The organism is Niastella koreensis GR20-10, assembly GCF_000246855.1.
Lineage (GTDB): Bacteria > Bacteroidota > Bacteroidia > Chitinophagales > Chitinophagaceae > Niastella > Niastella koreensis.
This window is the reverse complement of sequence record NC_016609.1, coordinates 6610739-6626776: the sequence shown is the minus strand read 5'-3', so window position 1 is coordinate 6626776 and position 16038 is coordinate 6610739. Positions and strand designations below refer to the sequence as shown.

Here is a 16038-nt window from a genome sequence, read left to right as displayed (position 1 = left end):
CCCCCTTAACTAAAAACTTAGAACTAAGTATGCGAAAGTATCATCATATAAAGATCAATCTTCCAGGCGGAATAATGGCAGCCGGTGATTTGCATACCTGGATGGAAGCGGCAGAACGTTGTGGTGTTGACCAGGTACAGTTCGGGAACCGCCAGCAATTGTATTTTGTGGCCGATAGCTCCAACGAAAAAGAGTTTCGCAAAGAGCTGGACCAGCTGGGTGTTTTTTATGAAGCCAATCATGATGAGTATTCCAATATTTTAACCTCGTATGTAGCGGAAGATGTTTTTCAAAACGCCAATTGGTTAAGCGAGGGTGTGTATAAAGATATTCTGGGGTTGTTCGATTACCGGCCAAAAATGAAACTGAATCTGGTTGATGCCAGTCAGAGTTTTATTCCCTTCTTTACCGGTAATATCAATTTTATTTCATCACCGGTAAATAATTACTGGTATTTATATGTGCGTTTTCCCAAGACCACGGTTATTTATTGCTGGAAGGGGTTGATCTATTCCGACGACATTCCCCGCATGACCTGGTTGCTGGAAGAAGCGATAATCGCTAATCCCACCTTAACGGATGGCGATGCGTTGTATGAAACGGTGCACAGCAAACAGTTATTCGTAACGCAGCCGGTTAGCAGCGAACTGGCTATCCCCAAATTCGCGTTGCCATATTACGAGGGGTTCAACCGCTATGGTGAAAAAACATGGTTAGGTATTTATCGCCGCGATGAATGTTTCCCGGTTTCATTTTTGAAAGACATTGCTTCGTTGTGTTTGAAAACCAAAGTAGGGCAGTTGTACGTTACACCCTGGAAATCGCTTATTGTAAAAGGTATTGCGCAAAACGACCGCACCGCATGGGAATACGTGTTGAACACGTACCGCATCAATGTGCACCATGCCGCCAATGAACTGAACTGGCAGGTGGAGGACCTGAATGAAGAAGGACTGAATTTGAAACGATATATTATTCGTCAGTTTGATAAAGATGATGTGCGTACTCACGGACTAAGTTTTGCTATCAAAACAAAATCCAAATCGGGGCTGTTTGGGTTGTTTGGAGCAGTGGTAATTGCCAGGCAGCAGAATGCAAGCCGTAACAAAAGTGCGGCCATGAACCGGTACGATATCATGTACACGAAAGATTTCAATCCCAACTCGCGCGAATATATTTTATTCAGAAGTGCGGTGCAGAAAGAAGAGCTGGGCGCTTACCTGATTTCGTTGTGTAAGTATTTTTATGAACTCACTACCGAGGCAGACAAGATCCTGCATAATGTATACCGCCAGGAGGTGGTACAGGAAACCGTCACTAAAACACCGGTGAATGTACCCGTTATACATCAGTGTAAGCACTGCTTTACCGTGTATGACGAACAGTATGGCGATAGCATAAACGACATTGCCGCCGGCACCCCATTTGATCAACTGCCCGCCACTTATCAGTGCCCGGTTTGTGAATCGGCAAAATCGGAATTTGAGGCAGTAAAGGCCGAAGGGGCAAAAGCATAAACTAACAATAGTTAATATCCATATTTAACATTCTGTTTTCATTGAGATCCTGAGCAGAGTCGAAGGATCAGGGCCATAAAGCTCTGAGCGCAGTCGAAGGGGCGCCGGTACTGGAAGGCCACAGGTCATCTCCCCAATTTGTGACTTACATTAGGTTCTCCGGTTCGCCTGAACCCTTATCTTTGTTTCATGAAACCTACTGTAACTATAGAATATTGTCCAAAATGCGGATGGTTACTCAGAGCTGCGTATATGGCACAGGAGTTGTTAACCACCTTTGCAGATGATTTGCAGGGGGTGTTATTAAAACCCAGTGAAGTAAGTGGCCGGTATACTATTTGCATCGGGGAGCAAAGGGTTTTTGATCGCAAAGAAACGGGCGGTTTCCTTGAAATTAAAGAAGTGAAGCAATTGGTGCGTGATGTGGTGGCTCCCGGCAAAAGCCTGGGGCATGCAGACCGCAAAATGCAGGACTGATTGCTTTGATTAATAACCTTCCAGTATATATAGTATGGAAAACTTGTTAGGTGTTATTTTATGCGGGGGCGAAAGCAAACGCATGGGCTCCGATAAGGGGTTGTTGCCGATTCGTAATACCATCTGGGCCAAACATATGCACGAAAAGCTGGCTATGTTTCACCTGCCGGTGGTATATTCAATAAATGAGCAACAGGTGCATACCTATGTTGAAGAGATCTCACCCGAGTTGCTGGTAGTGGATAATGCCGATGTGGAAGGCCCGCTGAGAGGGCTGCTCAGCGTTCACCAGCAATACCCCGATAATGACCTGCTGTTACTGGCCTGCGACATGCTTGACCTCGATGCCGGTACTATTCATTTCCTGTTGCAGGAATATATGCGCGATAATCAATCAGATTTTTATGTTTACCAGGACGTGAACTTTGCACAGCCTTTCTGTGGCATCTATACCCGCACGGGACTGGAAAAAGTAGCCGGACGCATCATGATCGGCCGCCTGAAAAATTACAGTCTGCAAGCCATCTTCGACGAAGGCGTTACGCTGCGATTACCCATGCGCAGTCAGCACGTTTTCCGCAACTATAATTCCAATGCTGATATAGAGATGTTTTTTGAACACCCGATTACGCCGCTCCCCGAATAGGCAAGTTGATAGAGTTGACATAGTTCCATTCCAATCAGCCCATCTTTTTAACCAGGCTACCTATTATCCGAACGCCTCTCTCTACCGAATCACTCCAGGGCTGTCCATAACCAATACGCAAATAATTGCTGTATCGGTCGCGGATGGAAAATATTCTACCCGGCGCAACAGACACCTGGTATTTGATAGCCTCCTGGTACAATTGATAGGTGTTTACTTTTTTGTTCAATTCCAACCACAACACAAACCCGCCTTGCGGCCTTGAAATTTTTGTGTCTTCCGGAAAGTGATCGATGATGCCCTGCACATATCGCAGTTGTTGGGTATGCAGGGCCGTCCGTAATTTTTTCAAATGATAATCGAACCGGCCAATACCCAGGAAGTGCGCAATGGTATGTTGGGTAATGGTTACACCGCTGATGGTGTGCCGCATTTTCAGGCGGGTAAATTGTTCTTTAAACCGGCCGGGGATCGTCCAGCCAATGCGGTAACCCGGCGCCAGTGATTTGCTGATAGAAGAGCAATACAACACCCAGCCTTCGGTATCATAGGTTTTACAACAACGCGGCCGGTGCTGCCCGAAATACAATTCCCCATAAATATCATCTTCGATCAGGGGTATGCGATGTTTGGTGATCAATTCCACCAGTGCTTTTTTATTTTCATCGGGCATACAACAGCCAAGCGGATTATTAAAGCTGGGCACAAACACACAGGCCTTGATATTTGATTTTGGAATGGCCTCCTCCAGGTAGTTCAAATCGATGCCGGTAACAGCATCGGTAGGTATTTCTATCACCTGCAAGCCCAATGATTCCATCACCTGGAAAATGCCAAAGAAAGTAGGCGATTCAATAGCCACCGTATCACCCGGACGGGTAACTGTTTGCAGCGATATAGATAATGCTTCCATACAACCGGCCGTGATCACCACATCATTGGCGTTAACCTTTCCACCCCAGTTAAAAGCCATGCGGGCAACCTGTTTACGCAGTTCCAGGTTCCCCTGTACATCTTCATAATGCAAACAACTGCTGGCCGAATGGCGGAAGGCATGCACCAGCGATTTATTCAGTTTGGCGGCAGGGATCAGCTCCATGGCAGGCGCTGCCACCGCCAGGTTGGTAACATCGGTGGCGCTTAATTTTTTAAAAACAGCGGTGACCATTTCATCAAGGCTGATGGTTTCGGTCATGGCTTCCGGCTTTGCAGCAGCAGGCAATGCGGGAAAACGTTTCTGGTTGAACCGCACATAATAGCCCGATTTGGGCCGCGACTCGATCAGTCCTTTACCCTCCAGGTAATAGTAGGCCTGAAATGCAGTACCCATGCTGATGCCATATTCATCGCTCAACATCCGCACCGAAGGCAGCTTATCGCCGATCTTTAGAATATCGTTATGGATCATTTGTTCCAGGCTTCCCGCAATCTGCAGGTACAGGTGGTCGGTGCCGGCTGGTTTATTCTTGGGCATTTTTGTAATCTGATATAGTCTAAGATACGAAAACTACATCTGATTTATGGTAGGAAGTTGATCAGTTGACCAGTTAACCAGTTGACCAGGAAGAGGTAGGTTGATAGAGTTGACGGAGTTGACAGGGTTGATAAAGGAAAGGCAAAAGGCAGAGGGCAGAAATGAAGGTCGCGAAACCTGGAACCTCAAACTTAATAACCCAATAACTTACGAACCTAAGAACTTAATAACTAAAAAACTAACGAACTAAATAACTTATAAACGGCCTTTCTTTGATCCGAAAACTACATTGTAAACTGATAAATCTATTTATGCATTGTTTCAGTACGACCGTCAGGGAACCCTATCAACGCCAAATCCGCCATATTCACAAACAAGCCATTCTCAACTACGCCGGGAATGCCATTGAGTTCGTACGTTAAAATATCGGGATTTTCAATTTTCTGAAAGGGGCAGTCGAGGATATAATGCCCATGATCTGAAACAAGGGGTTGATCGTTCAGCATGCGTAAGGTGGGTTCAACCTGGTAGGTTTCGCGGATCTCGCGTTGAACCTGTTTCCAGCCAAAGGGGATCACCTCTATTGGCAGGGGGAACTGGCCCAGGTGTTGCACCAGTTTGGTATGATCGGCCAGGATGAGCAGTTCGCGGGAGGCTGCGGCCACCATTTTCTCCTGCAGCAGGGCGCCACCGCCGCCTTTTATCATTTGCAGATTGGGATCTATTTCGTCGGCTCCGTCGATAGTGAGGTCAATCGCGTTCACGTCATTCAATTCGGCCAGGGGAATGTTTTGCTGGGCAGCCAGGGCGGCCGTTTTTTTAGAGGTGGGAACAGCCTGGAACAGCAGACCCTTTTTTACCTGTTTACCCAGCTCCATAATAAGCCAGTAAACCGTAGAGCCTGAACCAATACCAACTATCATGTTATTTTGAACCAGTTGAGCAGCCTGCTTAGCTACTAACTGCTTGATCTCGTCCTGCGTAAGCATAAAGTGAAGGTAATTTTTATAATCGTTATTTCAACACTGATTAAAAAAATGTTCCAGTTGGTGAATGCCTGCAAAGTGTGTGGGAAAACGCATCAAAATCCTGGGAAAAAATATTGAAATCCTGGGAAAATGTATTGAAATCCTGGGAAATCATACTGAAATCCCAGGAAATCTTACTGAAATCCTAGGATAATATATCAAAATCCTGGGAAACCGTAGTGAAATCCTAGGAAACTGAACTGAAATCCTGGGATAACATATCAAAATCCTGGGATGCAAAAGTATATTTAGTTAATAATGAAACATTTGGAACGAACCGGCGACCGGAAGCCGGCAAACCGGTAACTAATGAGTGGGGTGATGCTCCGATGACTCCCTGGTAAACAGCTCGGTATCCAGGATCCGGGTTTCAAACTCGGTAACCGGGCGTTTGCTTTCAATGATGGAGATCAGCAGTTCGGTGGCTACCTGTCCCATATCAAAGGCGGGCTGGCGAACTGCCGAAAGTGGTGGGTTGAACAGCTCGGCAATATTGGTATTGGTGAACCCGATCACGGAAATATCGTCGGGGATCTTTTTGCCGGCGGCCTTCAGAGCCGTAAGGCAGGAGGTGGTAATGCGGTCGCTGGCCGTTAAAATAGCATCCGGCTTTTGCCGGCCGGTAAACATTTTCTGAATCTCATCCTGAATTTCTTCATAGATCATCCCACCGTGCAGGGTGTAGTGCACCAGCTTTTCATCAAACGGCAGGTTGTTCTTTTTCAGCGCTTCCTGGTACCCCTGCAACCTTTCCCTGGTAATGCTCAGGTTGGGGGAGTTGGTAATGTGCGCAATATGGGTGAACCCTTTATTTATAAGATGCTGGGTAGCGTCAAAAGCGCCTTTTACATTATTGGCAGTAACCTTATGGGTGTTTATTTCATCGGTAATGCGGTCAAAAAACACCACCGGCAAGCCTTTGTCGTGCAGCTGTTTCAGGTGCGACAGGTCAATGGTTTCGTTGGAGAGGGATACCAGCAACCCATCTACCGAGCGCGAAGCAAGGTGTTGAATGGTTACTTTTTCCCGTTCATACGATTCATGGCTCTGGGAAATAATAACGTGGTACCCGCGGTTATAAGCTATGGATTCAATTCCATTGATTGCCTGCGAGAAAAACGTATTAGCAATCTCGCTGACCACCACGCCTATCGACCGGCTTTTGCGTTCTTTCAAGCTCAAAGCGATCGGGTTAGGCCGGTAGTTGATCTTTTCGGCGTATTCGAGTACCAGTTTTTTTGTCTCCGGACTAATTTCATAGCTACCGCGTAGTGCACGCGATACGGTAGAAGTTGAAAGTCCCAGCGCCCTGGCAATATCCTTTATGGTTACAGTTTCAAATTTCACGTTGTGGCAGCAAAATACCGAAAAATTGTTGCTTTTTTAATAGCGTGTTACATCCTTTTGGAATCGTTCCCGGGAACGATTGGCTGGAAAAGGTCTGAAGAAAGCGAATTATTTAATAATATCCTGTTAGAATTGAATTAAAATATTCGGCCCTCCTGAAGAGTCATTATATATACAAATCCAAACTATTGCAGGCACTGCAGCTGTTTCTTCCATGAATAATTCATGCACATTCCAAAACTGTTAACTATAACCGCAAACACCATCCCATGCACCGGTTGAACGGCCTTTCCTGGCAGACCCCGGAAGAATTTCATCTTGGGCTTCGTATTGCGCGAACTGCCTTCAGCCTTCAGCGTTCTGCGTTAAACATTTACAACGTTGCCGGGAACGATTGCATAGAAAAATGCATGTGGAAACTACCAATTTAAAAAATACCTCACTATCATTGACATTGGAATTAACTTAAGACGATTGCTATTATTTCTATATACAGGCGTAAAGCCTTAAAGAGTCCTGTATATAAAGAACCCCAAAACGAAACCGCCATATGACCACAAGAATTACATTTGTAGTCCTTTCCCTCATTTTGCCCATTTTCCTATTTGCACAATCAAGACAGATCAAAGGAGCGGTCACCGATGACAAAGGTGCGCCAGTATCCGGTGTGAGCGTGATCGTGAAAGGCACCCACAACGGCACCACAACAGATGTTGCCGGTAAATTTATTTTTACCATTCCCGGCGAATCGGGAAAACTGACGCTGGTATTCAGCTACCTGGGTTATAAACAGCAGGAAGCCATTACCGACGGCATTAATCCTATTACTGTTTCCCTGATAAAGGAAGACAACAGCCTGGATGATGTAGTGGTGATCGGTTATGGAACTGCGAAGAAAAAAGACCTGACAGGCTCTGTTTCATCTGTGAGCACAAAAGACCTGAAAGATGTGCCAGTGAATACAGTAGCCGAAGCACTGGCCGGCCGCCTGGCCGGTGTGCAGGTAACTACAACAGAAGGCCGTCCCGGCGCCGACATTTTGGTGCGGGTGCGTGGCGGTGGTTCTATTTCACAGGACAATACACCACTCTATATAGTTGATGGTATTCCGGTTGATAACGCGCTGTCGCTTTTGGCGCCACAGGAAATTGAGACCATCAACGTGTTGAAAGACGCCGCTTCAACAGCTGTGTATGGAGCCCGCGGCGCCAATGGTGTGGTGGTAATTACTACCAAGGGCGGTAAGGATATGCCAACCCGCGTATCGTACGATGGGTACGCCGGGGTAAGACAGATCACGAAGACCCTGGATGTACTGAATCCGTATGACTATGTAATGTATCAGTACCAACGTTATAATGGCAGTACCGATGATAAAGCTACGTTTGCAAAAACCTATGGCCGTTGGGAAGATCTTGATATTTATAAAAAGATGCCATTTACCAATTGGCAGAACGAGGTGTTTGGCCGCAATGCCGTGAATAATACCCATGTGGTTTCAGTGACCGGCGGTTCAAAAGCAACTACTTTCAACGTGAACGTGAGTAATAGTAAAGAAGATGGCATCATGTTGGAATCGGGCTATCGCCGTACGCTGGCTTCTTTAAAATTCGATCACCGCGCTACCGATAAATTCCGGGTTGGCTTCAGTGCCCGGTACAGCCGCCAGCGTATAGATGGCGTAGGAACCTCCAACACAGGTTCGCAGGGAACCAATCGCTTACGCAATGCAGTACGTTACAAGCCATTTGTTGCCCCGGGTGAAGAGGATAATACGGGTATCGACCAGTTCGATGCCGATTATGCCAACCTTACCAACCTCACCAACCCGGTAATGCTGGCGCATAACGAGTTGAAATACGATTACAAGAACGATGTCATTGTTAACGGCTATGCCAGTTACGATATCCTGCCCAATCTTACGGTTAAATCGGTAGTGGGCGTAACTGCTTATAATGAAAAGGTAAATGCCTACAGCGGCAAGGTAACCGCATTGGCGCGTCAGAATGCCAATATGCCGGTGGTTGGTATTAATACCTATGATAATGTTTCGCTAACCAACTCCAATACCATCACCTACAAACAAACGATAGGCGATCATAGATTCGATGTGGTGGTTGGTCAGGAAATATATCAAACCAAATTAACGTCGTTTAACAGCACTATAAAGTGGATGCCGGTTGACCTTACCGTTGACCAGGCATTTGCCGGTATTCAAAAAGCAACGCCGCCTACAGGTCAGATCCAGGACCCGCCAACTACTTCAGAGTTGTCAAACAAACTGGCTTCTTTCTTTGGCCGGGCAAACTATTCTTATAAAGACAAATTCCTGTTAACAGGAACCCTGCGGTACGATGGGTCGAGCAAATTCCTGTATCAGAATGCCTGGGGCGCTTTCCCTGCCTTTGCAGCTGCCTGGCGTATTTCGCAGGAACCGTTTATGGAGAACGTTTCTTTTATTTCTGATCTGAAGTTAAGGGCCAGTATGGGTACCGCTGGAAATAACCGCATCGATAACGACCTGTTCAGAACAACATATACCACCACTACTTCAAGCTATGCGTTTGATGAATCTGTAACACCTGGACTTGCGCCACCAGCGTTTGCCAATCCGAGGTTAAAATGGGAAACCACGGTGTCACGTAACATTGGTTTGGATTTCACCATCCTGCGGAATCGCATCAACGGATCTATCGATTATTATTTTAACACCAGCCGCGACCTGTTGCTGACGGCGCAGGTACCTGTTACTACAGGTTATCCATTCCAGCAACAAAACGTTGGTAAAACTCTTAATACCGGTCTTGAATTGCAGTTGGCCGCCAACATCATGAACACAAAGAATTTTAGCTGGAATGCTTCCTTTAACATTGCACACAACCGCAATGAGATCCGCAGCCTGGGTCGCGACCCTATGGGTAATCCGTTAAATTCTTACCTGGTACAATCGGGTTGGGTGAACTCCATGAACGATTTCAAGGTAGAAGTGGGTAAGCCAATTGGCCAGTTCTATGGCTATGTAACCGATGGTTTTTATACCGTAGATGATTTCAATTACAACGCATCTAACCAAACCTATACGTTGAAGCCTGATGTGCCTAACAGCTCTGCCGCTGCATTGGGTAACCGGGCGCCACAGCCTGGCGATCTGAAGCTGAAAAAATTATCCGGCTCAAAAGACATGACTATAGGCGCGGATGATATGACCGTATTGGGTAATGCACAGCCTAAATTCACCGGCGGCCTCAATCAGCAGTTTAGCTACAAAAGATTTGATATGAGCGTTTTTGTAAACTGGTCGGTAGGCGCAAAAGAGTACAATGCCAACGCGCTGGAATTTACCACTACCTACCAGTATAAAGACAATAACATGCTGGCCCTTATGAAAAACCGGTACAAATTGTTTGATGACAATGGTAATAAGGTAACCGACCCGGCCACATTAAGCGCCATGAATGCAAACGCTAAATACTGGACACCCACAGTAGGTAACTATTTCCTGCATTCATTCGCCATTGAAGATGCGTCGTACCTGCGTATTCAGAATATAACCATTGGTTATTCATTACCACAAAGCCTGTTACAAAAAACAAAAGTGTTCTCCAGGTTCAGGATCTATGCAACTGTGAACAACCTGTACACCTTTACAAAATATACAGGTTACGATCCGGAGGCAAATACCCGCCGTTCTAACCCGCTTACACCTGGTGTAGATTATGCGGCATACCCCCGCAGCCGGTTCTTCCTGGGCGGTGTGAATGTTAGTTTTTAATAATGAACCTGATTGATAAAGAAGCATAGGAGAAAGCACAAAAAAACAGTCTAATGAAAAAGAACACTTTTAATATATTACTTGCTGTAGCCCTCGTTGGTTTATCTGCAGCGTCGTGTAAAAAATATTTGACCGTCGATTCACCCTCCACCCTTACCCAGGAGTCGGTATTCAGCAGCGTTTCCAATATGAACTCTGCCGTGATCGGTATTTATGCCATGTTGATTGGTGATAATGGGTATGGAAGCCGTATTGCGACTTTGTTCCCGCAGTCGGCCGATGATATGAAAACCTCAGGCGACTACAGTGCATTGGATCGCCGGGGTATCAGTTGTTATGGCGCCAGCCCCGATAATACCGATCTGCCCAACCCGTTCGCCCAGTTGTTCAAAGGCATCGAGCGCGCCAATGTTTGTATCAAGTATATTCCTAAATCAGATTTATACACTAATGGTACCGATGCGCAAAAAGCGACCCTGCAAAAATTGTACGGGGAAGCGTTGACGCTCAGGGCACAGTTCTTTTATGAAGCTATCCGAAACTGGGGCGATATGCCGGCCCAGTTTGAGCCCGCCGCTGACATGACAAACGTTTACCTGCCGAGAGTTAGTTCAGATACCTTGTACGATAAGCTGCTCGATGATCTGAAACTGGCAGGTGACCTGGTTCCCTGGCGCACCCAGTCGCCCGATCAGAACATTCGCATTACCAAAGGCGCGGTAAAAGGCCTGCGGGCAAGAATTGCGCTCGCACGTGGCGGTTACAGCCTGCGCCAGGACACCCATCAAAATGAGCGCCGGGCCGATTACAAAAAATACTACCAGATCGCCTATGATGAATGCAAAGAGATCATTGCCCACCCCGAACAGCATTCGTTGAACCCGGTGTATGAAAATATCTTTAAGACCCTGCATTCTGCCACCCGCCTCGATGATGCGCATGAGCTGATGTTTGAAGTAGGTGCCTTTGGCGGCAATGCCTCCACCGATAGTAAGCTGGGGTATTATAACGGCCTTCGTCACAGCACCAGTTCAAAATTTGGCGGTGGCGGCGGTGGTATCAACCCGTTGCCAACTTATTATTACGAGTTTGATTCTATCGGTGATATCCGTCGCGATGTAACCATCAATATTTTTGAGATCGATACGGCCGGCAAAAAACTCATGAACGTGGCCACTACCATGACTGATGGCAAGTTTAGAAGATCATGGACAAATATTACAGGTACATCGCAGAACCTGGCCATCAACTGGCCCATCCTGCGCTTTGCAGATGTACTGTTAATGTATGCTGAAGCCGATAATGAAATAAACAATGGCCCTTCTGCCGATGCAATAAGTGCTTATGAAAAAGTAAGAAAGCGTGCGTTTATTGGGTATGAAACCCGGATGGGAACAACACCAACTGACAAAGACGGTTTCTTTAAAGCAATTGTACAGGAGCGTTTGTTGGAATTTGGCGGCGAAGGCATTCGTAAATACGACCTTATTCGCTGGAACATGCTGGGGAGTAAAATTGATGAAACCCGTCAAAAGCTGCGCGACTTTATGAACGGTGCTGGCCGCTACGCCAACCTGCCTTTATATGTATACACCAAACCAGCCACCTATAACCTGGTAGCTTCAGTGGATGAAATAAAGACCCTTGATTTTCCCGGTGGCATTCCTGTTTCGCAGGCATTGTTTACGCCAGGTACCGGAAGCAGCACAGCCCCTACAGGGTACACTACCAAAAACTGGCGGGCTTCTGTAAATGAAGATTACCTCACGGGCGATCTGAAAGGATATGCCGTTAAGTTTGAGGCGAATAAAAAAGAGCTGTTCCCCATACCTACCAGTGCGATCAATTTGAATTATAACATGGCCCAGAACTGGGGGTATTAATCGTCCACCTAAACCATTACTAAAATGAAGAGCGTAATAAATAAATATAAAGGAATTATAGTGCCGGCAATGGCGCTGGCTTTGGGAATAGTATCGTGCAAAAAAGATGACGTGGGAAGCAATGAACTGGTGCGCATGTTCATCCCGGGTGATATTTCTGTAGTAAGTGGCGATACCATCGCTACCCTGTCATGGAAAGCATCGCTGTATACAACCGGCAATGCCGATGTTTCCTATACTATTGAATTATCAAGAGATTCCCTGTTTGCCGGAACGCCTGAATTATCGCAGGTTACCAAAAATACCTCGATAACAGTTACCGACAGACAGTTGGCCGTTAAGCAAAAATACTTTGCCCGGTTAAAGGCCAATGCAGCAGGTAACAGTGAAGAATCACATTGGCTGCACAGCAATAGCATGACGCCCATTAAAGGTGAACAGTACATGCGACCCATTCTGGATGGTGAACTTACCGACACTAAAGTTACACTCAGGTGGGTAGTAAATCCGGGGTTTACCAAAATAACGCTTACTCCAAAAACCGGTACGCCAATCAGCGTGAACCTGGATCCCGCCGATATTACTGCAGGTACAAAAACTATTTCAGTTCTTACGCCTAAAACAACCTACGATGCGGCTATTTTCTTGGGGCCGGCTCAAAAAGGCTACCTGACATTTACCTCTTTTGCAGGCACGCCAACAGGGGCCAATGTAGTAATGGTACAGCCAACTGATGACCTGGCCACTATTTTAACAACAGCGGCTCCCGGAACTACTTTTGTATTGCAACAGGGAACAAAATATACAACTGACAATCCCATAGTGCTGCCTAATAATGCATCGTTTACCATCTGGGGACAAACAGGGCCTAACAGACCTATTCTTGCATTTAACGTAATGACTTTGCCTTCCACGGCAGGTGTTATAAAATTCGAAAACCTGGATATAACCGGTTATCAGAATGCAGACCCGGCACTTACCAAACGAAACTATATTTTTAACCAGAGTGCAGGCAGCACCACCGCAGAGATCAACTTTGAGAACTGTATTATCCGGAATATGGGATTCACCCCGTTGCGTGTGCAGGGCGCTAATCCCATCAATATCGACAGAATAGTAGTAAATAAATGTATTGTATATGACATTAGCAATTCCAGTGGCGGAAACTATGCCTTTATAAATAATACGGTAGCCACCAGTAAGTTCAATAATATCTTTATTACCAATAGTACTTTTTATAATATAGGGTTTGCCCTGATTTACCATAACCTGGCGCCTTCAACAACTGTGCAGGTTGATAACAATACTTTTTACAACACGACGGCTGTTACCCGTTATTTTATCGACTACAATGCACAGATCATAGGAACGTTCACATTTGCCAATAATATAATTGGTAAAACCATCTCGACTACCGATTCGAGAGGTATTCGTGCAGGCACGGCGCCATCAGTAGGCCTTAATACTTACAAAACAACGGACTGTATTTTTTCTACCAATCCAATTGCTAATGTGGCAGATTATGGTAAAGCCAGCACCGATCTGTTTACAAATCCTGCTGCCGGGAACTTTGTATATAAGGATGTGACCTTCTTCGGAAGATCTTCCTGTGGTGATCCCAGGTGGCAGTATTAACAATTGAAAAATATCACATCTGGTATATTTACCTGAGTTTTGTAAGAACTAATTTGAGTATGATAAAGAGAATAAATGTTTTTGGAACAGTTTTTTGCTGCCTGTCAATGTTTTTTTCGGCAAAAGCCCAAACCGTTGCCTTTCCCGGTGCAGAAGGATTTGGCCAGTATACCACTGGCGGCCGGAGTGGTAAAGTGTATGTGGTAACCACGCTCGATGACAGCGGCCCGGGGAGCTTTCGACATGCAGTAGAGGCAAAAGAACCGCGGGTGGTAGTATTTGCTGTTTCAGGTACCATTCATTTACAATCGAAACTGGAAATAAAAGGTAACATAACCATTGCCGGGCAATCAGCGCCCGGCGATGGGATTTGTTTGGCAGATTACTCGGTGGGACTGGGTGGCGATAACATCATTGTACGCTATATGCGGTTCCGCATGGGCGATAAAAATCAAAAGGGCGGCATGGTCGATGGCAATGGCGGGGACGACGCATTTGGCGGAACCCGGCGCCGGAACATCATTGTTGACCATTGTTCTGTAAGCTGGAGTACCGATGAGGTTTTTTCGGTATACAATGGCGACAGCACCACCCTGCAATGGAACCTTATTGAAGAACCCCTGAACTACAGTTATCACTTTGAAACAGGTGATAAAGATTATGAGCACCATGGCTATGGCGGCATCTGGGGCGGAAAACATTTATCGGGCCACCACAACCTGTTTGCGCATTGCAGCAGCCGAAATCCGCGGTTCAATGGCAACAGGCAGGGTATCGAAGAGTTTGTTGATTTCCGTAATAATGTGATCTACGACTGGGGGCTTAACAGTGCCTATGCAGGTGAAGGCGGTACGTACAATATGGTGAACAATTATTACAAGAACGGGCCCAATACCAAAAAGGATGTACAATACCGGATCATGAACCCATGGAAAAATTCCAAATTGCCCTATGGGAAATTCTTTATAGCGGGGAATTATATGGATGGATCAGCTGAGGTGACCCGTAACAACTGGCAGGGCGTACAGGTTGGTGAAAAACAAGCCGACGATCAGTCCCTGGCAAAAGCAGACGCTGCTTTTCCTGCCGCACCCGTTACCACGCAAAGCGCCCAGGACGCCTATGAGCTGGTATTGAAAAATGTAGGTTGCAGTCTCAAAAGAGACGAACTCGATGCAAAGGTTATCAATGATGTAAAACACCGCAGCGGTAATTTTGTAGATGTGCAGGGAGGTTATCCCCATGGCACGGAGTATGAAAAAACCGTAAACGCATGGCCCACCCTGAAATCATTGCCGGCCCCAGCCGATAAAGACCAGGACGGTATGCCCGATGCATGGGAAACAAAACATGCATTGAATCCCGCAGATGCCGGCGATGCATCGGCTTATAAACTGGATAAGCAGTATACTAATATAGAGGTGTATTTGAATGAGTTGGTTAAGTAGTTGACTGGTTGGGAAGGCCGGGAGAGTGGCCCCGATTCACGAATCAGAAATATACAAAGATGAACAAAGGATTAATTATAGCACTGTCGATGTTAGTTGCCTTCGTAGCGCCACCAAAGAGGAAAATCACTGTTTGGTTGATAGGCGATTCAACGATGTCGGTAAAAGATCCGAAAACCTACCCCGAAACAGGGTGGGGAATGCCCTTTGTTTATTTCTTTGATTCCACGGTAAAAGTAGACAACCGCGCCCAGAACGGCCGCAGTACCAGAACGTTTATGGAAGAAGGCCGCTGGCAGCCCGTGGTAGATGCCATGCAGGAAGGCGATTACGTATTTGTGCAGTTTGGGCACAACGATGAAGTAAAAACAAAAAAGAGCTACACTACAGAAGAAGTATTTAAATCCAACCTGGTTAAATATATAACCGATACCCGCAGCAAAAAAGCAAACCCGGTTTTGCTGACACCCGTTGCACGCCGCAGTTTCGATTCGGCAGGTCACGTAACAGGCACACACGACGTATATGCGCAAATTGTGCGCGATGTGGCCAAAGAGAACAACGTGCCCCTGATTGACCTTGATAAGGAAGGACAGGCGCTGTATCAGCAATGGGGCGTAGAAAAATCGAAGTTGTTGTTCAATCAACTCGCCCCCGGGGACCACCCCAACTACCCGCAGGGCAAAGAAGATAATACCCACTTCAACGAGCTCGGCGCCCGTATGATAGCGCAGATCGTTTTGAAGAACATCAGGAGTTTGAATCTGGAGCTGGTGGAAAGAGTGAGGAAGTAGTTGATAAAGTTGATATA

General features: G+C 46.2%; 11 protein-coding genes. 8 read left to right on the top strand and 3 right to left on the bottom strand.

Translation table 11 applies throughout. The annotated features are described in order from the left end of the window. The first annotated feature begins 29 nt into the window (after positions 1–29). The 3 genes from NIAKO_RS26135 to mobA all read left to right on the top strand — a co-directional run bounded on the left by NIAKO_RS26135 (position 30) and on the right by mobA (position 2640). Positions 30–1517: a rubredoxin gene (locus NIAKO_RS26135; protein ID WP_014221466.1), complete on the top strand. Its 1488-nt coding sequence runs from the start codon at positions 30–32 to the stop codon at positions 1515–1517. Positions 1518–1706: 189 nt separating this feature from the next. Next, positions 1707–1994 (top strand): Rdx family protein, encoded by a 288-nt coding sequence (locus NIAKO_RS26130; protein WP_014221465.1) that lies wholly within the window; start codon positions 1707–1709, stop codon positions 1992–1994. A gap of 34 nt (positions 1995–2028) precedes the next feature. After that, complete coding sequence (gene mobA / locus NIAKO_RS26125; RefSeq protein WP_014221464.1) at positions 2029–2640, top strand: molybdenum cofactor guanylyltransferase; 612 nt, start codon at positions 2029–2031, stop codon at positions 2638–2640. Between the two features lie 34 nt (positions 2641–2674). Here the strand turns inward: mobA and NIAKO_RS26120 are convergent, their stop codons facing one another. The 3 genes from NIAKO_RS26120 to NIAKO_RS26110 form a co-directional block, all read right to left on the bottom strand. Next, positions 2675–4114 (bottom strand): aminotransferase-like domain-containing protein, encoded by a 1440-nt coding sequence (locus tag NIAKO_RS26120; RefSeq protein ID WP_014221463.1) that lies wholly within the window; start codon positions 4112–4114, stop codon positions 2675–2677. A 305-nt stretch (positions 4115–4419) separates the two neighbouring features. Further along, positions 4420–5103: a ribose-5-phosphate isomerase RpiA gene (rpiA, locus tag NIAKO_RS26115; RefSeq protein ID WP_014221462.1), complete on the bottom strand. Its 684-nt coding sequence runs from the start codon at positions 5101–5103 to the stop codon at positions 4420–4422. 345 nt (positions 5104–5448) lie between these two features. After that, entirely contained in the window at positions 5449–6489 is a 1041-nt protein-coding gene (locus tag NIAKO_RS26110; RefSeq protein ID WP_014221461.1) for a LacI family DNA-binding transcriptional regulator, read from the bottom strand. Positions 6490–7039: 550 nt separating this feature from the next. Between NIAKO_RS26110 and NIAKO_RS26105 the strand changes: the two genes are divergently transcribed. Genes NIAKO_RS26105 through NIAKO_RS26085 form a run of 5 tightly spaced genes read left to right on the top strand, consistent with a single transcriptional unit; the run spans position 7040 to position 16021 of the window. Continuing rightward, the gene (locus NIAKO_RS26105; RefSeq protein WP_014221460.1) at positions 7040–10261 is read left to right on the top strand and encodes a SusC/RagA family TonB-linked outer membrane protein; all 3222 of its coding nucleotides are present in this window, start codon (positions 7040–7042) and stop codon (positions 10259–10261) included. 53 nt (positions 10262–10314) lie between these two features. Then, positions 10315–12144: a RagB/SusD family nutrient uptake outer membrane protein gene (locus NIAKO_RS26100; protein WP_014221459.1), complete on the top strand. Its 1830-nt coding sequence runs from the start codon at positions 10315–10317 to the stop codon at positions 12142–12144. Between the two features lie 24 nt (positions 12145–12168). Continuing rightward, positions 12169–13779 carry a DUF5123 domain-containing protein gene (locus NIAKO_RS26095; protein ID WP_014221458.1) on the top strand — a complete coding sequence of 537 codons (1611 nt, stop codon included), beginning with the start codon at positions 12169–12171 and terminating at the stop codon, positions 13777–13779. Between the two features lie 59 nt (positions 13780–13838). Then, on the top strand, positions 13839–15227 hold the full coding sequence (locus tag NIAKO_RS26090) for a pectate lyase family protein (RefSeq protein ID WP_014221457.1): 1389 nt from the start codon (positions 13839–13841) through the stop codon (positions 15225–15227). Positions 15228–15286: 59 nt separating this feature from the next. Beyond that, entirely contained in the window at positions 15287–16021 is a 735-nt protein-coding gene (locus NIAKO_RS26085) for a rhamnogalacturonan acetylesterase (RefSeq protein ID WP_014221456.1), read from the top strand. Positions 16022–16038: the final 17 nt, after the last annotated feature.